At 54.3% G+C, this 25346-nt stretch carries 27 protein-coding genes; 12 read left to right on the top strand and 15 right to left on the bottom strand.

All coding sequences use genetic code 11. The annotated features are described in order from the left end of the window. Positions 1-27: 27 nt before the first annotated feature. The 8 genes from IEW52_RS06160 (at position 28) to IEW52_RS06195 (ending at position 6483) form a co-directional block, all read left to right on the top strand. Positions 28-1605, top strand: coding sequence for a BCCT family transporter (locus tag IEW52_RS06160; protein ID WP_188629191.1), 1578 nt, complete (start codon positions 28-30; stop codon positions 1603-1605). 224 nt (positions 1606-1829) lie between these two features. Then, entirely contained in the window at positions 1830-2231 is a 402-nt protein-coding gene (locus tag IEW52_RS06165; RefSeq protein WP_188629192.1) for a DUF2170 family protein, read from the top strand. Next, positions 2228-2914: a PspA/IM30 family protein gene (locus tag IEW52_RS06170; protein WP_188629193.1), complete on the top strand. Its 687-nt coding sequence runs from the start codon at positions 2228-2230 to the stop codon at positions 2912-2914. Before IEW52_RS06165 ends, IEW52_RS06170 begins: the two co-directional genes overlap by 4 nt. Further along, positions 2886-3563: a YjfK family protein gene (locus IEW52_RS06175; RefSeq protein WP_229667816.1), complete on the top strand. Its 678-nt coding sequence runs from the start codon at positions 2886-2888 to the stop codon at positions 3561-3563. Before IEW52_RS06170 ends, IEW52_RS06175 begins: the two co-directional genes overlap by 29 nt. Before the next feature lie 243 nt (positions 3564-3806). Next, positions 3807-4223 carry a DUF350 domain-containing protein gene (locus tag IEW52_RS06180; RefSeq protein WP_188629194.1) on the top strand — a complete coding sequence of 139 codons (417 nt, stop codon included), beginning with the start codon at positions 3807-3809 and terminating at the stop codon, positions 4221-4223. A 9-nt stretch (positions 4224-4232) separates the two neighbouring features. Further along, positions 4233-4853, top strand: coding sequence for a DUF1190 domain-containing protein (locus tag IEW52_RS06185; protein ID WP_188629195.1), 621 nt, complete (start codon positions 4233-4235; stop codon positions 4851-4853). Then, a complete protein-coding gene (locus IEW52_RS06190; RefSeq protein ID WP_188629196.1) occupies positions 4853-6019 on the top strand; it encodes a glutathionylspermidine synthase family protein in 1167 nt (388 codons plus the stop codon). The genes IEW52_RS06185 and IEW52_RS06190 overlap by 1 nt, the downstream gene beginning before the upstream one ends. A gap of 83 nt (positions 6020-6102) precedes the next feature. Beyond that, positions 6103-6483: a VOC family protein gene (locus IEW52_RS06195; protein ID WP_188629197.1), complete on the top strand. Its 381-nt coding sequence runs from the start codon at positions 6103-6105 to the stop codon at positions 6481-6483. A 91-nt stretch (positions 6484-6574) separates the two neighbouring features. On the opposite strand, the gene cyoE is transcribed toward IEW52_RS06195, so the two are convergent. From cyoE to IEW52_RS06230, 7 genes are all read right to left on the bottom strand, one after another. Next, positions 6575-7462, bottom strand: a complete 888-nt coding sequence (gene cyoE / locus IEW52_RS06200) for a heme o synthase (protein ID WP_188629198.1) — start codon at positions 7460-7462, stop codon at positions 6575-6577. Positions 7463-7940: 478 nt separating this feature from the next. Beyond that, a complete protein-coding gene (gene cyoD / locus IEW52_RS06205) occupies positions 7941-8261 on the bottom strand; it encodes a cytochrome o ubiquinol oxidase subunit IV (protein WP_188629199.1) in 321 nt (106 codons plus the stop codon). Further along, on the bottom strand, positions 8258-8881 hold the full coding sequence (gene cyoC / locus IEW52_RS06210) for a cytochrome o ubiquinol oxidase subunit III (protein ID WP_188629200.1): 624 nt from the start codon (positions 8879-8881) through the stop codon (positions 8258-8260). Before cyoC ends, cyoD begins: the two co-directional genes overlap by 4 nt. Then, complete coding sequence (gene cyoB / locus IEW52_RS06215) at positions 8881-10851, bottom strand: cytochrome o ubiquinol oxidase subunit I (protein ID WP_373286218.1); 1971 nt, start codon at positions 10849-10851, stop codon at positions 8881-8883. The genes cyoC and cyoB overlap by 1 nt, the downstream gene beginning before the upstream one ends. A gap of 5 nt (positions 10852-10856) precedes the next feature. Beyond that, entirely contained in the window at positions 10857-11795 is a 939-nt protein-coding gene (gene cyoA / locus IEW52_RS06220; protein WP_229667817.1) for a ubiquinol oxidase subunit II, read from the bottom strand. Between the two features lie 208 nt (positions 11796-12003). After that, the gene (locus IEW52_RS06225) at positions 12004-12408 is read right to left on the bottom strand and encodes a hypothetical protein (RefSeq protein WP_188629202.1); all 405 of its coding nucleotides are present in this window, start codon (positions 12406-12408) and stop codon (positions 12004-12006) included. 186 nt (positions 12409-12594) lie between these two features. Beyond that, positions 12595-13203: a LysE family translocator gene (locus tag IEW52_RS06230; protein ID WP_188629203.1), complete on the bottom strand. Its 609-nt coding sequence runs from the start codon at positions 13201-13203 to the stop codon at positions 12595-12597. Between the two features lie 204 nt (positions 13204-13407). On the opposite strand from IEW52_RS06230, the gene yjjG reads away from it, so the two are divergent. Next, positions 13408-14100 carry a pyrimidine 5'-nucleotidase gene (gene yjjG / locus IEW52_RS06235; protein ID WP_188629204.1) on the top strand — a complete coding sequence of 231 codons (693 nt, stop codon included), beginning with the start codon at positions 13408-13410 and terminating at the stop codon, positions 14098-14100. 80 nt (positions 14101-14180) lie between these two features. Here the strand turns inward: yjjG and IEW52_RS06240 are convergent, their stop codons facing one another. Next, on the bottom strand, positions 14181-15098 hold the full coding sequence (locus IEW52_RS06240) for a LysR family transcriptional regulator (protein WP_188629205.1): 918 nt from the start codon (positions 15096-15098) through the stop codon (positions 14181-14183). Between the two features lie 69 nt (positions 15099-15167). On the opposite strand from IEW52_RS06240, the gene IEW52_RS06245 reads away from it, so the two are divergent. Both IEW52_RS06245 and IEW52_RS06250 read left to right on the top strand, forming a co-directional pair. Further along, on the top strand, positions 15168-15770 hold the full coding sequence (locus tag IEW52_RS06245; RefSeq protein ID WP_188629206.1) for an FMN-dependent NADH-azoreductase: 603 nt from the start codon (positions 15168-15170) through the stop codon (positions 15768-15770). A gap of 17 nt (positions 15771-15787) precedes the next feature. Further along, positions 15788-16657 (top strand): pirin family protein, encoded by an 870-nt coding sequence (locus IEW52_RS06250; RefSeq protein ID WP_188629207.1) that lies wholly within the window; start codon positions 15788-15790, stop codon positions 16655-16657. A gap of 92 nt (positions 16658-16749) precedes the next feature. On the opposite strand, the gene IEW52_RS06255 is transcribed toward IEW52_RS06250, so the two are convergent. Then, complete coding sequence (locus tag IEW52_RS06255) at positions 16750-17601, bottom strand: bifunctional allantoicase/(S)-ureidoglycine aminohydrolase (protein ID WP_188629208.1); 852 nt, start codon at positions 17599-17601, stop codon at positions 16750-16752. A 297-nt stretch (positions 17602-17898) separates the two neighbouring features. On the opposite strand from IEW52_RS06255, the gene IEW52_RS06260 reads away from it, so the two are divergent. Next, positions 17899-18768, top strand: a complete 870-nt coding sequence (locus tag IEW52_RS06260) for a LysR family transcriptional regulator (RefSeq protein WP_188629209.1) — start codon at positions 17899-17901, stop codon at positions 18766-18768. A 32-nt stretch (positions 18769-18800) separates the two neighbouring features. Here IEW52_RS06260 and IEW52_RS06265 read toward each other — a convergent pair whose 3' ends face one another. The 6 genes from IEW52_RS06265 to IEW52_RS06290 all read right to left on the bottom strand — a co-directional run bounded on the left by IEW52_RS06265 (position 18801) and on the right by IEW52_RS06290 (position 25146). Continuing rightward, positions 18801-19451, bottom strand: a complete 651-nt coding sequence (locus IEW52_RS06265) for an aspartate/glutamate racemase family protein (protein ID WP_229667818.1) — start codon at positions 19449-19451, stop codon at positions 18801-18803. A gap of 379 nt (positions 19452-19830) precedes the next feature. Next, positions 19831-20313 carry a nucleoside deaminase gene (locus IEW52_RS06270; RefSeq protein ID WP_188629210.1) on the bottom strand — a complete coding sequence of 161 codons (483 nt, stop codon included), beginning with the start codon at positions 20311-20313 and terminating at the stop codon, positions 19831-19833. 208 nt (positions 20314-20521) lie between these two features. Continuing rightward, positions 20522-21217, bottom strand: coding sequence for a GntR family transcriptional regulator (locus tag IEW52_RS06275; protein ID WP_188629211.1), 696 nt, complete (start codon positions 21215-21217; stop codon positions 20522-20524). 202 nt (positions 21218-21419) lie between these two features. After that, positions 21420-22877 (bottom strand): NCS1 family nucleobase:cation symporter-1, encoded by a 1458-nt coding sequence (locus IEW52_RS06280; protein WP_188629212.1) that lies wholly within the window; start codon positions 22875-22877, stop codon positions 21420-21422. Between the two features lie 52 nt (positions 22878-22929). Further along, complete coding sequence (locus tag IEW52_RS06285; RefSeq protein WP_188629213.1) at positions 22930-24321, bottom strand: NCS1 family transporter; 1392 nt, start codon at positions 24319-24321, stop codon at positions 22930-22932. Positions 24322-24411: 90 nt separating this feature from the next. Further along, the gene (locus tag IEW52_RS06290; RefSeq protein WP_188629214.1) at positions 24412-25146 is read right to left on the bottom strand and encodes an aspartate/glutamate racemase family protein; all 735 of its coding nucleotides are present in this window, start codon (positions 25144-25146) and stop codon (positions 24412-24414) included. Between the last annotated feature and the right edge of the window lie 200 nt (positions 25147-25346).

Raw genomic sequence — 25346 nt, forward strand, 5'->3', positions numbered from 1 at the left:
CGTTCATACATTGAACAAAGTGAATTGATGAAATCTTCTGACCCCCGAACGACCGACAAGCGTCTCGTGGCCAGCCTCAGTGGCGGCTTCCTCCTCCTCTTCGTACTACTCGCCCTGTTCGACCTTCAACAAATGACCCAATGGATCAACCTCAGTTTTGCCTGGGTGCTCGATATATTTGGTCCTTTGTGGCAGGTTTGGATGCTGGCGAACCTGGTGATCGCTCTGGTACTGGGCTTTACCCGCTACGGTGATATCCGCCTGGGGGGACATGTCAGCCCCGAGAGTTCCACCTTTCGCTGGCTGGCCGTCATTATGTGTACCCTGCTGGCCGGGGGTGGCGTTTTTTGGTCCGCCGCCGAACCCATGTACCACTATTTGAGTACGCCTCCGGTATTTGAAGAAGCGCCTGCGGGTATCTCTGCCATTTCTGCCGGCCTGGCGCAAAGCTTCATGCACTGGGGCTTTATGGCCTGGGCTGCATTGGGAACCTTATCGGCCTTGGTGGTAGTGCACGCGCACTACGACAGAGGCATGGCCATGCGCCCACGTACCCTGCTGTATCCTATTTTAGGTAAAAAAATAGAAAACCATTGGTTGGGTACCGTGGCCGACGCAGTGTCGATTATTGCCGTTGCGGCCGGCACCATAGGCCCGATTGGCTTCTTGGCCACCCAGCTGGGCTTCAGCTTTGAAGCGCTGCTGGGCTGGGAAAACAACTACATGCTGCAGTTAGCCATTCTGGGCGGCCTGGTATTGATATACACAGTCTCGGCGTCTACCGGCATTAACAAAGGCATTCAGTGGTTATCCAGCGCTAACGTGGTATTGGCTCTGGTCTTGCTGGTTATTATATTGCTGTTCGGCCCGGGCGGATTCATTATTGACTCTTTCCTCAATGCCATGGGCCTTTACCTGCAAGACTTCATGCCCATGGCGCTCACTCGTCACAATGACGAATGGATGGGTTGGTGGACCTTGTTCTTCTGGGGCTGGTTTATTGGCTATGGCCCCATGATGGCGCTGTTTATTGCCCGTATTTCTCGTGGACGTACGCTGCGTGAGCTGGTGGTTGCGGTAGCCATTATGGCTCCCCTGGTTACCAACTTCTGGTTTGCCGCCCTGGGCGGCGCCGGCATCTTCTATGAAGAAAGCATGGCGGGGGTGATCTCCGAGCCGCTGGCCGCCGGTGGTTTGCCAGCCGCCCTGTTGGGTGTGACACAGCAACTGCCGTTTGCCGAGTTTATGGTACCGGCCTTTCTGGTGCTGACCGTGGTCTTTGTGGCCACCACGGGTGACTCCATGGCCTACGCCATTGCCATGGCCATTAGTGGTGACCGTACCCCGCGTACCCGCGACCGTATTTTCTGGGCCCTGACCATGGGCCTGGTGGCTGCCGTCTTGCTGCGCATGGGAGAAGGCGGTATCAGCGCCCTGCAATCCTTTATCGTGATCACGGCCGCACCTGTATCTTTGCTGTTGTTGCCCGTGTTGTGGACTGGCCCCAAAGTCGCTCACATCATGGCCTATGAGCAAGGGATTGTGCCGCACAAAGAACGTCATGAAGAGCGAGAAGATCCCGCGAGTGACGCCAAGCTACCATAAGCAGTGCAAGCGACTGCTTAACACGGCTATCTAGCACATAACATTAACGCCGAGGCCTAATCGCTTCGGCGTTTTTTTATCGGTTAGCCTCTCGAATCGGCCGTATTCATCGCCATGATCAGCAGGCAGAGGCAAACCGGGGTGGCTTTCACAACCCACTCTGTTTTATCTTGTCTGCTGCTATGACTTATTTACCTTCTTTTCAATACAACCGGAGTACACGCATGTCTTGGACTTTAGTACAGCTGCATGAATTACTTTCTCATTGTGAAGGCTGGCAGTGCACCCTGGAAAATGACTCTTTACTGCTGACCAATCCCGATGGACTGGAAGCCTACCTGGCCGTGGCCGGCGAGCAGATTATTGTGGAGACCCTGTTGTTTCCCGCTACCCAGGTCGCCGATACCGCGGGCTTGAACGACACCATATTGCGTACCCATCAGTTGTTTCCGCTGACCACGGTCGGCATCAGCCATATTGACGACACCGATTACTACATCGCCTTTGGCTCTTTGGCGTCGGGCTCTAAAAAGGAAAGCGTGATCATCGAAATAGACACCCTGTTCCGCAACACCGAAGCCTTTCTCGATTTATATCAGGATTACCTGCAAGGAGTAGAAGTATGAGTGTATGGAAAAAGCTGGTCACCGCCATCAAGGGTGGCGCCAATGAAGCCGCCGAATCCGTTGCCGACAGCCAGGCGCTGCGTATTCTGGAACAGGAAATTCGCGAAGCGAAGCAGGAGCTGCGTCGTTCCGATGACGCCCTGACCAGCATTATGGCCAAACGTAAACTGGCCCAGCAAAAGGTGACCGCCATCGCCGACAGCGTGGCCGAATACGAGGCCCACGCCCGTGCCGCCATGAGCAAAGACAACAAGGATCTGGCGCTGGAATGCGCCCAGCGCGTGGCCGAGCTGAAAAACGAGCAAGACGGCGAGCAAAGCTATGTTGACCAGTTCACCGGCTCGGAACAAAGCCTGAAAAACAACATCAGTGCCGCCAAGAGCCGTTTGCGCCAGCTGGAGCAACAACTGGATGTGGTCAAGGCCACCGACAGCGTGCAAAAAGCGCAAGCCGCCGTGTCCTCTCGCCACAGCGGCGCCAACACCAAGATGAAAACCGCGGTCGAATCGCTGGATCGCATCAAGCAGAAACAAACCCAGCGTCAGGCCGAACTGGACGTGGCCGCAGAGCGTGCCGCCAGCGAAAGCGGCGATGCCCTGGAGCAGAAGCTGAAATCTGCCGGCATTACCGGCAGCCAGTCTGCGGGTGCCGAAGATGAACTGGCCCGTATATTGGGTAAATAACATGTTCGACTGGCTGAAGAAGAAAATACAGCCGCCATCGGTGCAACCCGAGCCCGCTCCGGAAATACTGGGGCTGCGCCTGGGCGGCGGCTTTGAGCTGGATACGCTCAAACTGTCGCTGCTCGAGGGTCAGGTCACCTTTGAAGGCGCGGCCAGCACCCAGCTCATTCAGGCAGTGGGCCGCATCATACTGGATGAAAGCCACCAGTTGCTGCGCTTCTACACCGACGATGACGGCTTTGTGCAGGTGCTGCTGGACGGCGGCACCACAGACGACTGCGTGGCCGAGGTCAAACTCTGGTATTTTTACCAGACGCGCCCCATAGACGGCGACGCCGCCTGGAAAGCCCTGCTTGACCATGAGCTGGTGCAGCCCGAGTGGGATCTGGACGGACAAGATTTTACCAAGGTATGGGACAATACCCGTCCGGTGGCCATGACCGAAACCACCTGGCTTAAAGACGGCAGCCGCAGCGACACCGATCAGTTTGTGATGATTTACGAACGACCACTCGCAGACCATCAAGACGAAGTGGAAGTACTGATGGTGGCGGCAGAAGAAAAAATACTGCACCAACGCGCCGAACACAGCCTGGTACTCGCTACCGGTATCGATTTGGGTCCGACCGATTTCAGATTCGTGAGCTGAGGCTTATCGGACAAGAGATACTCGAGCGAGCTCTGTCGACAGAGTTCAGGCAATGCCGATGCAACCTGAAGCAGCAATAGGGATTGCCGTATTCGACCGTCAAATGCCAGAGAAGGCATTTGCCGAGCACCCCACGGATGGGCTTGAAGCGTGTCGAAGGAGGCAACCCTGTTGATGCTTTACCTGGCAGGCTCTGCCAACATTGACGACGGTTCATTTTCAGAACGAAATAAAAGGATATTCATGGAAGCCTTAATCACCTCTCTCTCGGGCCTTGGGCCCTTTCTACTCTATTTCTCACTGTCCATTCTGATGCTGCTGCTGTTCAAGTGGGTCTATGTATTGGTCACCCCCTACGACGAATGGAAGCTGATCAAAGAGGAACAGAATCTGGCGGCGGCCATCGCCCTGGTGGGTGCCTTTGTCGGCTTTTCGCTGGCGGTAGCCAGTGCCGCGGCCAACTCGGTTTCGCTGCTGGATTTTGCGGTGTGGGGGTTGATCGCCCTGATAGCACAGCTGCTGGCTTTCGTACTGGTACGACTGGTATTTTTGCCAAAAATTACCGCTCGCATCAACGACGGCCAGGTATCGGCCGGTGCCGTGGTGGGTGGATTATCCGTTGCCGTGGGGCTGCTCAACGCCGCCTGCATGACCTACTAGGGAGGCACAATGAAACGCTCAAAACGTCAGTTGCTGTCCAGCATGAGCAGCCGCATTGGCAAACCGGTCAGCGCAGCCATTGCCGGCTCTGTGTTGCTCAGTGCCTGTGGCCAGAACGACACCGAAGTGCAGGTTTACCAGTCTCCGGATGACTGCAGCAACAGCAACCCCGAGCTGGCCGAGCAATGCCGAGCCGCCTACCAGCAGGCACTGGCCGAGTCGGCAGAGACGGCGCCCAAATACGATAGCCGCAATGACTGCGAAGCCGACTTTGGCGGTGGCAGCTGCACCCCCTACCAGTATCAGGGCAACAGCTGGTTTATGCCGGCCATGGCCGGCTTCATGTTTGGCCGCATGCTCAACGGTAATCGCTACGCGCATACCCCGGTGTACAGCTCCCGCAATCCCTATTCGCCCTACTACGGCCAATGGACGACCGCCAATGGCCAGCGGCTGGGCAAGGCCAGCTATGGCAAACGCATGTCGGTGGGCAAAGATGCACTGGCGCCCAAACCCAAGGTGACCCGTACCATTTCGCGCGGCGGCTTTGGCTCTGCGGCTCAGGCCAAGAGCAGCTGGAGAAGCAACAAGAGCAGCAGTCGTTCCCGCTCCCGCGGCTGGGGTGGCTAATGCTGAGGGTGAGCCATAAAGAGCGCCCGCACTGGCGTACTCAGGCCGAACAATTGGGGTTCGGCTTTCATACCATGTATGGCGAACCCTACTGGGATGAAACGGCTTACTATCAGTTTACCCTGGCGCAGATTGAACAGGATATAGAAGCACCCACCGCCGAGCTGCACCAGATGTGCCTCGACATAGTGGACAGGGTGGTGCGCGACGAGCAGCTGCTTGAACGCTGTGCCATTCCCCCCGCACAATGGCAGGGCATTGCCGATACCTGGCAGCGGCGAGATCCGAGTCTTTATTCCCGGCTCGATCTGGCCTACAACGGCCAGGGACCGGCCAAGTTGTATGAAAACAACGCCGACACCCCCACCAGCCTGTTTGAAACCGCCTTCTGGCAATGGTTGTGGCTGGAGGACAACGTGGATCATGGCTGGCTGCGCCGCGATGCGGATCAGTTCAACCTGCTGCAAGAACGGCTGGTGGCCCGCTTTGCCGAGCTGGCGGCGCGTAATCCCGGCCAGCGACTGCATTTTTCCTGCTGCAAAGACACCGAAGAAGACAGAGGCACGGTGCAGTATCTGGAAGACTGTGCCCGCGAAGCCGGGCTCAGCACAGCGTTCGTACATATCGAAGACATAGGTCTGGGTGAAGGCGGTTGGCTGACCGATAACCATAACCGCACCATCGACTGGATGTTCAAGCTCTATCCCTGGGAGTTCATGTTTCAGGAAGCCTATGGCGAGCATATATCCAGCAGCCAGGTTAACTGGCTGGAGCCACAGTGGAAGTCGGTGCTGTCCAACAAGGCGCTATTGCCCTTGCTGTGGCAGCGCTTTCCCAATCACCCCAATTTGTTGCCCGCCTATTTTGGCAACGATCCCAAACGCAGCCTACTGCAGGACTATGTAAAAAAACCGCTGTTCTCCCGCGAAGGTGCCAATATCAGCGTGATGCGCCAGGGCAAGCTGCTGGCGGAGATCGATGGCCCTTACGGTGAAGAAGGCTTTATTGTGCAGGCCTATCATCCCCTGCCTAAATTTGGTGAAAACCATACTCTGATTGGCAGCTGGCTGGTAGACGATCAACCCGCCGGTATTGCCGTGCGCGAAGACACCAGCCTGATCACTCAGGATTTATCCCGCTATTTGCCCCACATCATACTGGATTAGCCCCTTTGCTTATTGCTCCTCAGCTGTCCGTTATCGCCCGACTATAGTTAACAGTGGGTGTATGACAGCCAAGGAGCAATCCCATGAAGACGAATCCCGTAGTCTGGTTTGAAATTTATGTCGCCGACATGGCACGGGCGCGTAAATTCTACGAAACGGTGCTGGACGTAAAGCTGGAACCTGCAGAAAAAATGGAAGGAGATTGGCCGGAAATGTGGATGTTTCCGGGGGAAGATAATGCCAGTGGTGCCTGCGGAGCACTGGTGCAGATGAATGGCATGTCACCCGGCAGTGGCGGTACTCTGGTGTATTTTCGGTGTAACGACTGCGCCGAACAGGCCCATCGGGTGGTCGCCAGTGGCGGACAGCTGGTTCGCGACAAGTTCGCCATCGGCCCCTATGGATTTATCGCCCTGGCCGAGGATAGCGAAGGTAATATGATCGGCCTGCACTCCATGAGCTAACTGGCGGGCAGCACACAAAAAAGGCCAAAGCAGCTGGATGAACTACTTTGGCAAAAGGGAGAAACATGAAAAGTGACAGGGCCTGTTGACCCTAGTGATTCAGTACCAGCAGGGCGTCGGGTACCGCTTTGAAGTCCAGCGCCATGGTCACGCTGATGGCGGTAATGGTAATAATGGACAGCACAAACACCCGGCGTGCCCAGCCTTGCTCTTCTGCGCCACGGCGATAGCCGTTAAAGGCCATCACCAGCCACCACAAACTGGTGGCGCACGACACCGCCATAAAGGTCAGGCCGGTATAACCACTCAAAGGCAACAAGGTGGTCACCAGGCAAAATACCGCGATATAAAGCACGATCTGGCGCTTGGCCTTGGCAATACTCTCGGCCACCGGCAACACCGGAATGTTGGCCGCCGCATAATCGTCGTAACGAAAAATTGCGATAGCATAAGAGTGAGGCATCTGCCACAGGCTGAACATCACCAGCAAAATGGCGGCGCCTATATCAAACTGGCCGGTCACGGCACAGTAACCCACTACCGGCGGCACGGCGCCCGACAAGCTGCCAATCAAGGTGCCGTACACGGATTTGCGCTTCATCCACAGGCTGTACAGCCCCACATAAACCGCATAACCGAATGCGGCGAAGCCGACGGCCACCTCATTGGTACGCACCACCAGCAGGGCAAAGCCCAGTACGCCCAGCACCAAACCATAAATCAAGGCGGCACGGCCGGATAACTCACCGGTCACGGTCACCCGATTGCGGGTACGGCGCATATGCACGTCTATATCGCGGTCGATACAGTTATTGATGGCGCAGCCAGAGGCTACTACCAGCGACAATCCCAGCACGGTGGCCCACATCAGCGACCAGTCGATATCGCCACGGGCAGCCATAAAAAAGCCCCCCGCCACCGAGATTAGGTTACCCATGATGATGCCCGGCTTGGTTACCTTGAGATAAGGCCGAATCATAAAAAGCCCCTTGGGATTTAACTATCCCGTTGTATTGTTCACTCGCTGTTATCAATTCAAGTAAAAGCGTGTTCTATTTTAACGCTGTGTATTAGAGGAAACAGAACCACCTCCCACGACACGCCATAAACCCATCCCTGGGAGCTCGGAAATGACATCCCTGTCATTTCACGGTCGTGGGAGGCGACCTCTGTTACCTCTTTGTCAGCATCGAGTCGCCTGTAAGCCGCAACTCGATAGCCTGGAGCCGGATAAAGGGATCTTCGCCACCGACCATCACATGACAAGGATGTCATGTGCCGAGCGCCACATGGATGTGCTTGCAGCGTGTCGGTGGAGTAGACCCTTTGTGCGGCTTTATACTGATAAAATTAGAACAGTGGCTTTCTCAGGTTGGCTCTAGCGTATCCAACGGATAACCAGAGATCAGCAAATGTCTGTTCAATAAGTAGAGGCCGCCAGGCGGCCTCTGTTGGTTTTACATCATCATCTCGTTGGCGCTGATGATGATCCACACCGACAAGCCCACCACCATGATGATAATCAAGGCGGAGAACAAAAATGCCACCGTGTTGGCACGGCTGTTGGGCTTGAAGCTCAAGTGCAGAAAGTACTTGAGGTGCACAACAATCTGCACTATTGCCAACCCCACGACCGTGGCCAGGGTTTGTCCCTGAGTCAGCTGGCCGGTCATCACCGCCCAGAATGGGATGGCGGTTAACAAAACCGACAGCACAAACCCCTTCAGGTAAGACGATACACTGCCGTGATCGGCGCTTGCTTCATGATGACTGCTCATGCCATTGCTCCCATCAAATAGACCACGGTGAATACGCAGATCCACACCACATCCAGAAAGTGCCAGAACATGCTCAGGCAACCCAGGCGGTTCAAGGTACGTGGCGTAGTGCCTTTCGCGATCAACTCGATCATCAGCACCAGCATCCACACCAGACCCGCCGTCACGTGCAAGCCGTGCATGCCGACCAGGGTAAAGAAGGCACTTAAAAAGGCGCTGCGACTTGGGCCCGCGTCTTCGGCGATCAGATGCTGAAATTCATACACCTCCATACCGATAAAGGTGGCGCCCAGGGCGAAGGTCACCAGCAACCACAACAGCGTGAAGCCGCGTTTATGGTGATGACCGGCCAGCATGGCAAAACCGTAGGTAATACTACTCACCAGCAACACGCCGGTTTCGACCAGCACAAAGTTCAGATCAAACAACTCTTTGCCAGACGGGCCACCATTGGTGTTCATGTACAACACCGCATAAGTGGCAAATACCGAGGCAAACAACAAACAGTCGGTCATCAGGTAGAGCCAGAAACCAAACAGCGTATTACCGCCGGTATCGTGATGCTCTTCCTCATGCCCATGCTGTTGCGCTGGATTCATCTTGATAGATACGGCTTCCATCAGGCCCCCTTTATCTGGTTACGCAAATGAGCCAGCTCGATACGCTTAACTTCGTCGGGCTGTACGTAATAGTCGGTGTCGTTGTCATAGGCTCGGCACAGGAAGACCACGAAGCTGGCTACCAGCCCGGCGATCACCATCCACCAGATATGCCAGATGGCACCAAAACCGGCAGCCGTGACTGCGGCGGCAATCAATACCCCGGTGCAGGTATTTTTCGGCATGTGAATCGGCTGATACTGATCCTGTGCCTTGTTGGCGGTGCCTTTTTCTTTCATGTCGGTAAAGGCGTCTATGTCTTCCACCACCGGCAGCTGGGCAAAGTTATAAAACTGCGGTGGCGAAGAAGTCGCCCATTCCAGGGTATGACCATTCCAGGGATCTCCGGTCAGATCGCGGTTTTGCTCGCGGAATGCTTTGTACAGCTGATAGAACTGCACCACTATGCCCACCAGAATAAACACCGCACCCACGGCGGCCAGATACAGCCAGAAGTTCCAGGCGGGATTGTCGGTATGGTTCAAACGACGGGTCATGCCCAAAAAGCCCAACACGTACAGCGGCATAAAGGCCACGTAGAAACCAATCTGCCAGCACCAGAAGGAAATTTTGCCCAGCTTTTCATCCAGGTGGAAACCCATGGCTTTCGGGAACCAGAAGGCAAAACCGGCCAGATAACCGAACACGGCACCACCAATAATGGTGTTATGGAAGTGGGCAATCAAAAACAGACTGTTGTGCAGCACAAAGTCGGCACCGGGCAAGGCCAGCAAGACGCCGGTCATACCACCTATGGTAAAGGTGGTCATAAAGCCCAGCGTCCACAGTACCGGTACCGTCATGCGCAGGCGGCCACGATAGATGGTGAACAACCAGTTGAACAGCTTAACCCCGGTCGGCACCGCGATAATCATGGTCATCACGCCAAAAAAGGCGTTCACGTTGGCGCTGGAACCCATGGTAAAGAAGTGGTGCAGCCAGACGATGAAGCCCAGAATCGAGATGGCACCGCTGGCATACACCATGGAGGTATAACCAAACAACCGCTTGGAGGTAAAGGTAGAGATCACTTCCGAGAAAATACCGAACGCCGGCAGCACCAGAATGTACACCTCGGGATGGCCCCAGGCCCAGAACAGGTTGATATACATCATGGCATTACCACCACCTTCATTGGTGAAGAAGTGGAAATCCAGATAACGATCCAGGGTCAGCATGCCCAGTACGGCGGTCAGAATGGGGAATGATGCTACAATCAGAATGTTGGCCCAGGTACAGGTCCAGGTGAAAATCGGCATTTGCATCAGCTTCATGCCGGGGGTGCGCATCTTGAACACGGTGACCAGGAAGTTAACCCCGGTGAGCAGGGTACCGATACCGGAAATCTGCAAGGCCCAGAGGTAATAGTCCACCCCCACGCCCGGACTGAAGTCCATTTCGGACAGCGGCGGATACGCCACCCAGCCGGTCTTGGCGAACTCGCCCAGGCCCAGTGAAATGTTCACCAGTACCGCGCCCGACACCGCCAGCCAGAAGCTGAGGTTGTTCAGAAACGGAAAGGCCACATCACGGGCACCAATCTGCAACGGCACCACTATGTTCATCAAGCCGATCATGAATGGCATCGCCATAAAGATGATCATGATGACCCCGTGGGCGGTAAAGATCTGGTCGTAGTGCTCGGGCGGCAGGTAACCGTCGGCACCATTGGTCGACAGCGCCAACTGGGTTCGCATCATAATGGCGTCGGCAAAGCCGCGCACCAGCATCACGAATGCCAGCACAATGTACATAATACCCAAACGCTTATGGTCCACCGAGGTGATCCAGTCGCGCCACAATACGGTCCACTTCTTGTAACGGGTGATTAAAAAGGCAATCACCATGGCGGCCACGGCCACCACGCCCAGGGTTATCATGATAATGGGTTCATGATACGGCACGGCGTCTAGTGTGAGTTTTCCTAGCAAGGACATTATTTTTCAGTCTCCATGGTCATCTTGTCGCTCATGGCATGCAGGTCGTGCGCATCATGTGCAGCTTGTTCGCTGCCCTGATGGCCGTGCATGAATTGATTCAAGATGTGGTGGAACATGTCTGAACTAACCTGGCCAAAATACTGCACCGGATTATTTTCACTCTGTTTGGCCAACTGCTGGTAGGTAGCCGGGCTCAGGGTGTCAGGGGCTTGCTTGAGCTTGTTTACCCAGGCATCAAAACCGGCCTCATCGGGCGTGGCAATGGCATTAAACTCCATGCCGGTAAAGCCTTCACCGCTGTAGTTGGCAGAAAAGCCCTTGTAGCTGCCCGGCTCGTTGGCAATCAGGTGCAGCTGGGTTTCCATACCGGCCATTGAATAAATCTGGCCGCCCAGTTGCGGAATGAAAAACGAGTTCATGGTGGTGTCTGAAGTGATCTTGAATTCCACCGGTACATCGGTCGGGAATGCCAGCTCGTTGACCGAGGCCACACCCTGTTCCGGATAGATAAACAACCACTTCCAGTTCAGCGACACCACTTCAATGGTGATGTGGTCTTTCTCGTGCACCAGCGGCTTGTACGGATCCAGCTCATGGGTGGAACGCCAGGTGATAACACCCAGAATCACTATGATAATGATGGGAATAATCCACACCACCAGCTCTATTTTGGTGGAATGCGACCACTTGGGGGCATAGATTTCATGAGTGCGGCCTTCGCGATATTTCCACGCGAAAAACAGCGTCATCACGATCACAGGTATCACCACAATCAACATCAGCAAGGTGGCAACGATAATCAGGTATTTTTCATCGGCGCCTACTTGTCCCTTGGGATCAAGAATGCCGCCCTGGCAACCGGCCAGCATCAAGGATGCCAGCCCCGCCACAAGCCCTTTTTTCAGGCTGCGAGTAAACAGGTTTCGTATAAACAAGGAACCCTTCCCCTATTCCTTAAGGAATTACCTTGCCGCCAGGCGGCAAGACCATGAGGAGTATCTGGCGTTGCTGTCAGATGACAGAAATATGCAAAAGAGAATGCCTGACAACACAGATACCAAACAATGGGAGCCAACCGCGCGCAGAATATTAAGTGACAGCGCCTAATGACGTGTCAGCGATACCATCCTTGATATGCGTGGTTTAGATCCCGGAAAGGGCAACGGGGGGAGCGCGGCAACCGTGGGCGGTGCGCAGTACACAGTAGTTCTGTGCGGGAGTGGAAAAAACCGGTTTTTTCTGGAGCAAACGCGGCCAATGCAGGGTTTGCAGCAGCAAGTGCAACAGCAGTAACAACCACCGCAGCAACAAGGGCACAAACACAAGCAAGCTGGTAAAGATAAGGGATTTTATTATTTCTACTGGTTGCAAATCGGACAGTTGCGCCTGGTATTCCAGCACGTCACCGGACAATCCCGTCCAGGACAACAGCCATTCGCTCACCAGTTCCAGCATCATCACCACACCCAGCACGCCAACGCCGTCCACACTGGCCCGTGACAACGACGCCAGGTCGTGCCATCTATCAGCAAGCGTAAAATATGACATTGGGTTCAACAGCTTGGGTCCTGTCGGATAACATGATGATGAGAAATAAACCGGCCCTGAATTGGACCCGATTATTTTAGTTATTGTTCACAAATCGTATTAATTGCGGCCAATAGGCTACCAAACTTTGATCTGGCACACAACCTAGAGCGCCATTCTGGGTTAGCAGTCAATAAGAAAAATCGTCTACAGCACCACCTTGAGCGCCAGCGCCAGCAGCACCACGCCACTGAGCCTGTCGAGCCAGGCAGACTTGGCCTTAAGCCACGCCAATACGGGCCCGCGCGACAACAGCAGTGCCACCAACACATACCAGATCGCATCAATCCCTCCGGCGGTCAGCATCATGATGCCACTTTGCTGCCAGTCGGTATTGGCATGCACAAACTGGCTGAACAGGGCGACAAAAAAAATGGCCAGCTGCGGATTTAAAAACGCCACCATAAAACCTTCAAAGGCGCCCTGGCGGCCAGCCACACCCTGATGTTCAACCGACGCTGGCTGCAGGTCTGGCTTTGCCAGCAAGGCTTTCACACCCAGCCAGGCGAGAAAAGCCGCGCCGCCATAGCGAATAACATCGAACAATAACGGGTTATTGGCGATAATCAGCGCCAGGCCCAAGGCCGTCAGCAAGGCATACAGGCCCACACCCACACCATGGCCCAGCGCCGTCAGCACACCATGATATTGCCCTCCCCTCATGGTGTTACGCATCACCACCGCCAGGCTGGGGCCCGGGCTAATGGCGCCCACCACACAAATAGTGACCAGCGCCAGCCAGCTGGAAAATTCCATATTAAACCTCGTTGTTTAACTCATTGCCGCGCGAGCACCTGGATGGCACTTACTTTAAGACAAAACCTTCCTGATCCCAAGACAGCACAACACACTTTTAACTCGTGATTGGTGGTTGCGTTTACGCGGGAATCCCCCCTAAACTAGCTATTTTTGCACTAATAATACCTAAAAACACCGCAACAAAGCCGGAGCAATACCACTATGCGCTACTCATGGATCCTGTTCGACGCCGACGAAACCTTGTTCCACTTCGATGCTTTTGCCGGATTAACGCGCATGTTCGCCACCTTTGGCGTGGAATTTACTGCCACTGATTATCAACAGTATCAAGCTCTGAGTGCACCACTGTGGGTGGACTACCAGAACGGCGTGATTAACGCCGCGCAATTACAGCATCAGCGTTTCCAGCATTGGGCCGAGCGGCTGGCGGTTTCTACTCAACGGTTAAACAGTGACTTTCTCGCCGCCATGGCAGAGGTTTGCCCGCCCCTGCCCGGTGCACTGGAGTTGATCGCCGCACTCACGGGCAAAGCCAAACTTGGCATTATTACCAACGGCTTTACGGCCATGCAGCACACCCGACTGGCGCGTGCCGGTTGGCAGCAATCCTTTGATACCCTGATCATTTCCGAACAGGTCGGCGTAGCCAAACCGGACGCCGCCATTTTTGAACATGCCTTCGAACAAATGGGCCACCCACCCAAAGAGCACATTCTGATGGTGGGCGATAACCCGCATTCCGATATTCTCGGCGGCCTGAACGCCGGTATTGATACCTGCTGGTTAAACAGCGCCGGTCGTGCTGCGCCCGCGGGCATCAGTCCCCACTTTGAGGTCAGCTCCCTCGGCCAACTGCAGCGGCTGTTGCTAGAGCCAGTTGAACTTTCGCGATGATTTTTACCGTCTCAGCAGATTGCTGGCATCATGCAGACGTATACCGTGCAGGTACTCGATATGAACGAGGTTGATGCGCCTTATTCGTTTAATGCGGCATGCAGCATGTCAATGAAGGCACGGGTTTTAGCGGGCATTAAACGTCGTCCGGGAAACACCGCCCAGGCAATGTGCTCGGGCGCACTCCAGGCCGATAGCACTGGGCGCAAGTGGCCCGCCTGCACGCTGGTGAGTGCAAATTGATGCGGAATTTCAACGATACCTGCCCCTGTGCAGGCCAGGCGCATTAACAGCTCTGGCGAATTGGCAGTTACACGCCCCAATGGCACGCCTTGCCATTGCTTGGCGCCGTTACGTAAATGCCACGTGGCAGGCTCGCCGGTGCGAGTGAGCAAACGCACGGCCTGGTGTTGCTGCAAGTCATCCGGCTGCTGCGGCTCGCCCTGTCGTAATAAATACTCGGGCGCGGCATACAAACCACTGGAAAATACCGTGAGGCGGCGAGCAGTCAGCAGGACATCATCGGGTAAATCGCCCATGCGTACGGCCAAATCGAAACCTTCGCCCAGCAAGTCTACCCGCCGGGCAGAAAGATCCAGCTCTAAAGATACCTCGGGATGCAGAGCAATAAACGCCGCCAGCATATCGACTAAAAACAAGTTGGCGAAGTCACTGGGAATAGACACCCGCAACCGCCCGCTCGGCTGTACTTTACGCTGTTCACTCAGCGCCCAGGCCGCCTGCACTTCCACCGTCACTTGCTGGGCATGATCCAGTAATTGCTCGCCAAACTCGGTTAACGTCATACGCCGGGTCGTTCGCACAAACAGCCGCTCACCCAGTTGTTCTTCTAATACGGTTATACGCCTGGATACCGTCGACTTGGGACGGCCCAGCCGATTGGCTGCTTGAGTAAAGCTGTGCAACTGCGCCACTTGCGCGAAGATCAGCAAGTCATCCGCCGATAATTGTTCTGGTGATGGAACAATGTTACTCATTTACCCCACCTAATCATTGATTGGTCGATGATATAGAGTAATCACATCTTATCCAGGAGGCCATTCAAAATGAAAATATTACAAGTTAATGCCAGTGCTCGCGCCACAGACGCCAACTCGACTCGCGTTGCCAATCGCATTGTAGAGCGGTTGCTGGAAAACAATCCCGATGCCACAGTGCAGGTGCTTGATTTGGCGACTAATCCTGCACCAGCACTGGATAATGATGCCATTACCGCCTTGTTTACTCCTTCCGAGCAGCGTACCGAACAGCAAGCTGCCCGGGCCGCGCAAAGCACGACGCTGGTGCAGGCATTACAAGACGCTGATGTCCTGGTGCTGGGTGTGCCCATGTATAACTTTGGTATCTCTGCCCAGCTGAAAAACTGGATTGATAATGTCGTGCTGAACGGCGTGACGTTTCGCTATACCGACCAAGGGCCACAAGGTTTGCTGAAAGACAAGCAAGCGTATATTGGTTTTGCACGTGGCGGCATTTATCGCGGCACCGAGGCTGACAGCCAAACGCCTTATTTAAAAACGCTGTTAAAATTTATTGGTATTACCGACCAATACTTTATTTATGCCGAAGGGTTAAACATGGGGGAGCAAGCCGCGCAAACCGGTTTTACCCAGGCCGAACACGACCTGGCGCAGGCCTTAAACGCATAAACTTCAGGAGCCTTATCATGTCAACTCTGCAGCCATCGGACGTTATTTCGCACTCACGCTCCATTGAGCAAATCATTGCCGGACGCGCCACCTCTGATGGCGCAGGGGTGACATTAACTCGCTACCTGGAAGCCTCATTGCAGCAACGCCTCGACCCTTTTTTAATGCTGGATGCCTTTGGCAGCGATGATCCCGACCACTACAGTGCGGGGTTTCCGGATCATCCGCATCGCGGCTTTGAAACCATTACCTACATGTTACAGGGGAGAATGCTGCACCGTGATAACGCTGGCAATGAAGGCCTGCTGGAATCCGGCGGTGTGCAATGGATGAACGCCGGTCGTGGCGTGATTCATTCGGAAATGCCGCAACAGGTTGCTGGTCGCATGGCCGGATTTCAACTGTGGTTGAACCTGCCGCGTCATGAAAAAATGAGCGCGCCCTGGTATCGGGATCTTGCCGCCGCCACCCTGCCATGCGTCACCACCGACACTGGCGCGCACATTAGTGTGATTGCCGGTAGCAGCCATGGCGTGCAAGGTGCGGTGCAACGCCCGATTACCGAGCCTGTGTATCTGGATGTGCAATTGCCGGCAGGCAGCCGTTTGGTACAACAAATACCTGCGGCACATAATGCCTTCATCCAGTTGTATCAGGGTGACATTAGGGTCGCAAAGCAAACGATGTCGGCGCCTGGCATGGCGATATTAACCACAGAAAACGACTGCGATGGAGTCGATATCCAGGCGGTGCAAGACAGCCGATTGTTGTTGATTGCCGGTCGGCCACTGCATGAGCCGATTGAGCAATATGGCCCCTTTGTGATGAACACGAAAGAAGAGATCTACCAGGCGGTACAGGATTTTCGCCATGGCCGACTGGTTTGACAACCGAGCACTCCATCCTGCTCGGCTCATAAAAAAGGGCAGCCCGTGGGCTGCCTTTTTATCATCACTTACTGCAGCTTAAGTGCTGCTGCTTACTTACGGTTACCGCGGTAAGCTGGTGAAGAGTTCAACACCATGTGACGGTTAACGTCTTTGTACAGCAAGTAACGGAAGCGAGTTGGGCCTGCGGCGTAGCAGGATTGTGGGCAGAAGGCGCGCAACCACATGTAATCGCCGGCTTCAACTTCAACCCAGTCCTGGTTCAGGTGATAAACTGCTTTACCTTCCAGTACATACAGGCCGTGTTCCATTACGTGAGTTTCGTCGAACGGAATCACGCCGCCAGACTGGAAAGTCACAATGTTCACGTGCATGTCGTGACGCAGATCGGTCGGGTCGGTAAAACGAGTGGTTGCCCATACGTCACCGGTGTCCGGCATGGAAGTCGGGGCGATGTCGTTTTCGTTAGTAACGAAAGCTTCTGGTACGTCGATACCATCTACAAATTCGTACGCCTTGCGCAACCAATGGAAGCGTACTGGGGCATCGCTGTTGTTGCGCAGGCTCCAGTTAGCACCGGCTGGCAGGTAAGCGTAGCCACCCAGGTCCATCTGGTGCTCTTTGCCTTCCAGAGTCAGAGTCATTTCACCTTCAACGATGAACAGCACGCCTTCGGCGCCCTTGTCCAGCTCAGGCTTGTCACTACCACCGTTAGGAGACACTTCCATGATGTAATGAGAAAACGTCTCGGAGAAACCGCTCATTGGACGGGCGATAACCCACAGACGAGTCTCGTCCCAGAATGGCAGGAAGCTGGTAACGATGTCGCTCATTACACCCTTGGGGATAACGGCGTATGCTTCGGTAAACACAGCGCGATCGTGGATCAGCTGAGTCTGAGGCGGCAAACCGCCCTTGGGAGCATAATAGGTATTACGGGCCATGATTTCTGTCCTTTAATACGAGAGGGCCGGGCACTTGCCGGCAAAAGCCACGCTCTTGAGCATGACTGTATAAATGATGAACACTCGCTATTGTAGAGCAATTGTGTTTGATTTATAAATTAAATAATTTAATGGCGACCAGTGGGTTTTCCACTAGTTGAATGAGGCGTGAATTGTGAAGAGGACGATATAAGGGCCAAACACTCAGATCGCAGATAACATCACCTCTGCAGAAGTGATGTGCTCTCGTCCTCTTTACCTTTTACACTTTACCCTTAGCAGCACTTCGAGGCCTTCATGAATTTAAACGTTACGCTGGACCCGGTATTGCTGCGCAGCTTTATTGCGGTGGCCGATACCGGCAGCTTCACTCGCGCCGCCGACAGCACGCACCTTACCCAGTCGACCGTTAGCCAGCAAGTGCGCAAACTGGAAGCCCAATTTGGCTGTGAGCTATTACATCGTAAAGGTCGCTACATAACGCCGACCCTTGAGGGCGAACGCGTGCTTAGCTATGCGCGGCGCATCTTGCAGATGATGAACGAAGCCGTGGCGCAGACCAGCGTCAGTGCCGAGCAGCAAAAAATTCGCTTAGGGGTGCCGGAAGACTTTGCCACCCACGCCATCATGCCCACCCTGTCTGCCTTTTCCAACGAGTATCCGGGTATTCGGCTGGAAGTCAAAAGCGGCCTGTGCAGCGATATCTGGCGAGAGTTTCAACGGGGCGACATGGACCTGGCGCTGGTCAAGCAACGCCAGGGCAGCGTATCCGGATTAGCCAGCTGGCCCGAACCCCTGTGCTGGATTGACAGCCTGCACAGTGATAATTTGCAGAGCCATCCGGTACCGCTGGTCACCTTTCCAATCGGCGGCCTGTATCGCAGCGAAATGGCGCACACCTTCGATCGACTGGGCCGCAGCTGGCGACTGGCCTATGTCAGCACCAGCTTGTCGGGCGTGTGCTGTGCGGTAGAAGCCGGCTTTGGCATCTCCTTGCTGCCACGGCGTCTGGTCACTGCCGAGCACCGCATCTTAACCGAACAAGACGGCCTGCCCCCGGTACCGGATTTAGAGCTGACCCTGCACGCCCAAGACAAATTATCGGCGCACAGCAAAATGCTCGCCGAACAGCTGATCAGCGCCTGCAATAAGATTTGCCGACAGTAAAAAGTCGAGCTTGAGATACAGCACACCCATGATCACGCAAACCGCTTAATCACTGCTCTGGCTGCCGAGGCTACCGGGCTAAGCAGTGGTATTGAAAACTGAGGCTGCAAGCGCAGGGCGGCGGACGATAACGGGCCGCCCCCCATGATCACCGCCTGAGCGCCATCGGCAATGGATTTTCGAATGGCGACAGCCAGTGCGCGATCAAGCTGCTCTATATGGGTTAGCAGTGCTTGCGCATCGCCTTGGGTCACGCGAGTACCACAGAACAACTCGCCATAACCCAAATGTTGCGCCCTTTCTACAAACGAAGCCAACAGCCGAGTATCTGGCGTGATGGTGACGATGCCAAAACGGCGCCCAGCATTAAGCTCACAGCCTGCAGCTTCAACGAACACCGACTCGCCGATGCCCACTACCGGAATCGACACCCGCTTGCGTAATTCAGCCAACCCCGGATCACTGAAGGCCGCCACCATAATGGCGTCTGCCTGTGCTTGCTTCGCTTGTCGCCCCAGGGCCAATACACCCTGCTCTGCCAACTGCATATCCGCCGCTGTGGCCAGCAAAGGTGGCGCCTGGGTATTGGTGTAACCAAGCACACGCACGCCAGCCCCCAGCACCTGTTGCGCCTGCTCCACCATGAGTGCGGTGGCATCAATATTGCCGTTAGGGTTGATCAAGACCAGCTGTTTAATAATGCGTTCCTCCGCATGCGCTTTAAAAGAGCAAAGATTTTCTCGCCACGGAAGAGACCAAAAGCGACAAGAGTTAACAGCGCTAAGCGCCCAGCACCGAGCTCAAATCTAAAGAGCCACTGACCAAGGCGACTGACAAGAACTATTTCTGCAACGGAACCCACAGAAAAGGTTACAAGCGAAAACTAATAAAAGACGTTAATGGTAAGAGCTCGCTTTGGGAGGGTTTAGTGCCAGGCTCGTCCACTTCACCCTTTACGCTTTACCCTTAACCTGTTTCATTCAGATCTAATCTCTATTTTTCCGTGGGTTCCGTGTTCTTCCGTGGCAAATAAGCTTTAAAGCTGATCGCTTATAGCTGCCCTTAACCCTTCATCTGCTCGTTGCTACCCTGGCCGTGCTTGCCTTTATACAGCTCGAACACCCGGGTTTTATCATCAAGCGGCAGGTGGGTGGTCGCTATGCCCTGGTGGCCAAAGTCACGCTGCATGCGCTGATACAAATACTCGGTCGACCAGCCATAGTCCTCGCCTACATCATCATCGGCACAGTATACCAGCCGAGACACACCGGCCTGGATCATGGCCGCCATGCACATGGCGCACGGCTTGCCGCTGGCATACATGGTACTGCCGGCAAAAGAAGTGGTGTTATGCTGCTTGCCCGCATTGCGAATCGCCTGAATTTCCGCATGGGCGGTGCAATCGTGATCGATATAGCTTTCGTTGACGCCCTCGGCCAGCACCACCCCATCACGCACCAGAAGCGCGCCAAACGGCTGGCCGCCGCGGGCCACATTATCGCGCGCCAACTCGATGCTAGTCTTGAGATAATCCAGATCCGACATGGTTTATTCACTCCATTAGATAAGCAGGTTCAGGCGATGGACAGCATCACCAAACTGAATGTAATTTCATTAAAAATCAGTGCATTAGCATGATAAGCAAGCTGATTTTATAGTCAACTGATAAAGGGGTCGCGATAGCCATGCCTCATAAAAAACCCTCCTTGCGGAGGGTTCATATTAACTGTAAAGGTGGCCTGTTAACCTGGTATCACACATCGGCAAAAATGTGTTTAAGATCTGCCGCTTTATCCGTAATCGGCTCCAGCTGTAACTGGGCTTCAATCTCGTTAAGATGATCAATCATTAACTGTACTGCTTGTTCCACTTGATGATTGGCAATTGAATCCAACAGAGCATTATGCTCACTGCAGGATAAACCGCCATGACCGTTTTGGCCCTGCCCCGCTCCTTGGTAAAGCGCCACTATGAGTGAGGAGCGCGGGATAATCTCATGCAGAAATGACGTCAGCACCGGTTTGTTCGCCAGCTTGCCAATCAACAGATGAAACTCCCCCGATAAGCGAATGCGTAAACTCTGCTCGCCCCGCTCCATCGCCTGGTGTTCCTGCTCCAGGTGCTCCTGTAACAGCTTTTTTTCGCGCATCGTACATATGCTTGCCAACTCACGCACCAGCTCGGCTTCAATCAAGCGCCGGGCCTGAAAAATATCCCGCGCTTCTTCGGGAGAGGGTTCGGCAACAAAGGCACCACTGTTGGGAATTAAATTAACCAGTTTATGATAAGACAATTGCAACAACAGCTTACGCACAAATCCACGGCTCAGGCCAAACGCTTCGCTCAACTCTTCTTCTTTCAAGCGGGTGCCAGGCAATAGCTTGTGGGCCACTATGGCTTCCCAAATACGTTGATAAACTCTATCCAGCTCTGTGTTTTTATTATGCATGGCGCTACCTTGATATGAATAGCAAATGTCTGGCCAACGGTCCTGTCAGGTTTGCCGACAGGTGACACGACCAGAATTGCACGCTTGTTAAAGAAATAACAAGAACAGGTTATCACAGGGTAAAATTGTGAACAATAAGAGGGGGGTTCGTTAAAAAGAAAGGGCCGCAGCCCTTTCTGTTGTGCTGGTGTCCGGGGTGATTTTACCGTGCGTTATCTTGAGCCTGTGCTCCGCTCATCTTGACCAGGATACTGTAAAAAATACCCCCCAGAGCCGCACCAATCAACCAGCCATAACCGTTAAGGTCGGCCAGAGCAGGTACCAGTACGGTAGCAAGGGAGAACACCGCCGCCATGCCAAAGGACAGCAGCGCCTTTATATTCCAGCCGCCCTGGTAATAATAAGCACCGCCAGGCGCAGACGAAAAGAGCTGCTCCATATCCAGCTGCTGACGTTTTACCAGATAGTAGTCCACCACTATGATGCCGTAGAAAGGTGCCACTATGGCCCCCAGAGCATTCACAAAACCGGGAATACCAATCTGACTGATCAAAGAGACCCACAGCGCACCGACAAAAAACGCAATCACGGCGGTAATCAGGCCGCCAATCCGAAAGGTAATCACTTTTGGAAACAGGTTGGCCAGATCATAGGCGGGCGGTATAAAGTTGGCCACCAGGTTGATGCCCACGGTTGCGGCAAAGAAGGTCAGCGCCGCGACTATGGTCAGTGGTAGCGAGTCGACACGCTCGATAATATCGGCTGGATTAGTCAGTGCCTCCCCGAACAATACCAGAGTACCGGCGGTAATCATCAGGGCAATAAAAGAGAAAAAAGCAACGTTAAGCGGCAGGCCGACCAGGTTACCTATCTTCATCTCCCGTTCGCTGCGCACGAAGCGGGTAAAGTCGCCGAAGTTGATCACCACAGCTGCAAAGTAAGCCACCATGGTGCCGACAATGGCGCTGAATGCCGCCAGGCTGCTGCCTTCATAACTCCCATCACTGCTGAATATGGTACTGACTGCTGGCAGCAGCTGATCGCCCGCCTGAATCCACACTATCACCATCAGTACGACCATCACCAGATAGACCAAGGGACCGGCCAGATTGAGGAATACCTTTATCTTGTCGATACCCTGCCAGAACAGCAAAATCTGAAACAGCCAGACAATCACAAACGACAACCAGGCCGTGGCCGACATGCCGAGGAAGCCGGCACCATCACTCTCACCCCACAGCGCGGTCAGCAACAGGGTAACCGCCGTCGAGGCAAAATAGGTTTGTACGCCGTACCAGAAAATACCCACTATGGCGCGCAACAGCGCCGGAAAGTTTGCCCCCCTGACGCCCATGCTGGAACGTATGAGCACGGGAAAAGGAATACCGTATTTAACGCTGGGCTTACCGGTCAGGTTCACCAGTATCATCACAATAAAACCGGCCAGAATAATGGCCGCCATCACCGCCCAGCCATTCAGGCCGTAGGTTAAAAACAAAGATGCAGCCAGGCTGTAACCGAACAAGCTCTGAATATCGTTGGACCAGACGTTGAAAATTTCGAACCAGCCCCAGCTGCGATTTTTATGCTTTATCGGCGCCAGATCTTCGTTATAAAGCCGAGGATCCCGGCTTTTAACTTCAAGTAAGCGATCATCCATATCGGTACTCCTTATCTGGAATAAAGAGGCCCGTTAACGGGCCTAAAGTAGATTAATGGCGGAAGCGTTGGCAGGGCTGCCAATACTGCATCAGTAAATAATAGACAATACCGGCGGGCAGCAGACTAGCGTACCAGGACACGGAAGAGAAAGTCAGAGCCACGGCGGCACCGGCCAGGGCCGCAATCACGGCACCGTAGTTCACGCCTTTATAAGGACCCTGCTCGTCATAGAGTTTGTCCAGGTCCAGCTTGCGACGACGCAGAATGAAGTAATCCACGACCATAACGGCGAAGATAGGACCGAGAAACGCCGAGTAAGTCTGCACGAATATCTGCAGGCCAGCAGAAGACTCTTCCTTCACCAGTTCCCAGGGGAAGGTACAGAAGGCCAGCAGACCCACCAGAATGGTGGAGGTGCGGAACTTGAGTTTGAATACGTCCATCAGAATATAAGTCGGCGGTACCACGTTGTTGAGTACGTTGGTCGTCACCTGGGCGAAGGCAATAAACAGCAGGGTGATGACCAGCAGCGGCGTATTGTCGACGGCGCTGGAGAATACCTGAATCGGGTCGGACACACCGGTCGCGCCGGACACCATAAGACCAATCAGGCCCATGAACAGGGTGCAAGGCAGAATGGACATGGCGTAAATCACCGTCAGCAGGCCCGGTTTGGTGCCTTCTTTAAGCTCGCGGGAATAATCGCTGACGTTCAGCATCATGGTGCTGTAAATACCGAGAAACAACATGGTTGCCCCCCAGAACGGGACGCCCCAGGTACCTTCGACGTTCACCAGATTGGTGGTTATTTCGTCACCAAAACGGTCAATCACACTGTAAAACATGTACACCAGCGCCAGCAGAATAAAGCCGCTGCCTATGTTCTCCAGCCACTTGATGCCCTGAAAGCCGAAAATCGACAAGCCAATCTGCAAAAACTGAAACAGTACGAAAAACAGCACCAGATTGTCGTAATCGAACAGGGTGGCGGACACCGCATTGATGGCGCCGGCACCAATCCAGCTTTGAAACCCGTACCAGACAATAGCCGGTACCGCCCTCACCAGCCCCGGAAAGCGGGTACCGGAAAAACCGAAAGCGGCCCGCGCCTGCACCATGAAGGGGATGCCGTATTTGTAACCGGCCGCGCCATTCAGTGCCAGGGCGATGCCGATAACAAAGCAGCCAATGGCAATCGCGATACAGGTTTGCAGCAGATTCAGCGTGCCGACCAGGCTGGAGCCCATGGTAAAGGTACCAATGGAAACACAACCACCAAACCAGGCCAGCAGATACGAAAACCGCCCCATGATCCGATGTTTTTGCGGTGCCAGTGACTCTTCCCCCGCCTTCTTGTCATTACCGCCGGCGGCCTTGGCCGGTTCCGCCTTGCCGGTTTGCATGGGAATGGCGGCGCTGCTGCTTATATTCTGAGTAGCCATAGTTTAATCCTCGGTATTCCGTCACTCGGGGCGCTAAGTACCCCGTCCTCTGCCAACTACCATGAGTCGTGCAGTACTCCTGCTATTACTTCAGGCGATATTGAGTTGTCGTCCCTGGGGAGCCATGTCTGGCCGGGGCCAACTGAAGGTCAGTACCTTGCTGGTACCCAGTTTCATGTCCACCATGGCCTCGCACAGCTTGACCGCGGCCACTGTGCCATCGATCACCGGAATGCCGATTTGCTGCTCGATATACTCCCGATACTGGGACATACCGGCACAACCCAGCACGATGGCTTCGGCATGATCTTCTGTCTTGGCTCGCTCGCATTCGGCAATCACCTTGGCGATGGCGGCGTCTGGCGAGGTCGCCAGATCCAGCACCCGCATCGGCGTGGTACGAATGTTCTTGCACTGCTCGCCAAAGCCGTAGCGGCTAACCAGATGCTCGGTCATAAAGCGCACTCGGGGCGCAGTGGTCACCACGCTGAAACAGGCACCGCTCATCACCGCCATGTGAAAGGCCGCCTCGGCAATGCCCAGCACCGGCTTGTCGGTCAACTCGCGGGCGGCATACAACCCGGGGTCGCCAAAGCAGGCCAGCACATAAGCGTCGATATGTTCTTCACTGTCGCCCTTGGCGATTTCTTCCAGTACGCCGGGCACCGACAAGGCCTCATCGTAAAAACTTTCGATGGATGCCGGACCACTGGCCGGGCTGACCGCCAAAATTTCGGTATCGGGACGAGCTACCGTATCGGCCAACTTCTGCAATGCATCGGTAAACGACTGCGTGGTATTGGGGTTGATAATCTTGATTCTCATTGCGCTCTCCTTGTTTACGAAGCTGCATGTTTATCGTTAACAATCGAACAATAGACCAATCGTTAACAATCTGTAAACACAAATTTGACGAGCGCGTTGGGCTAAATATTGAGATCAAGGCCATGTTAAGTATCTGAACGTGGAGCCAGAAATCACACTAAGACTTTGATTAAAAAGTTAATTAAAGATCGATAAATATA

Origin of the sequence: Oceanisphaera marina (assembly GCF_014643915.1) — a bacterium.
Lineage (GTDB): Bacteria > Pseudomonadota > Gammaproteobacteria > Enterobacterales > Aeromonadaceae > Oceanimonas > Oceanimonas marina.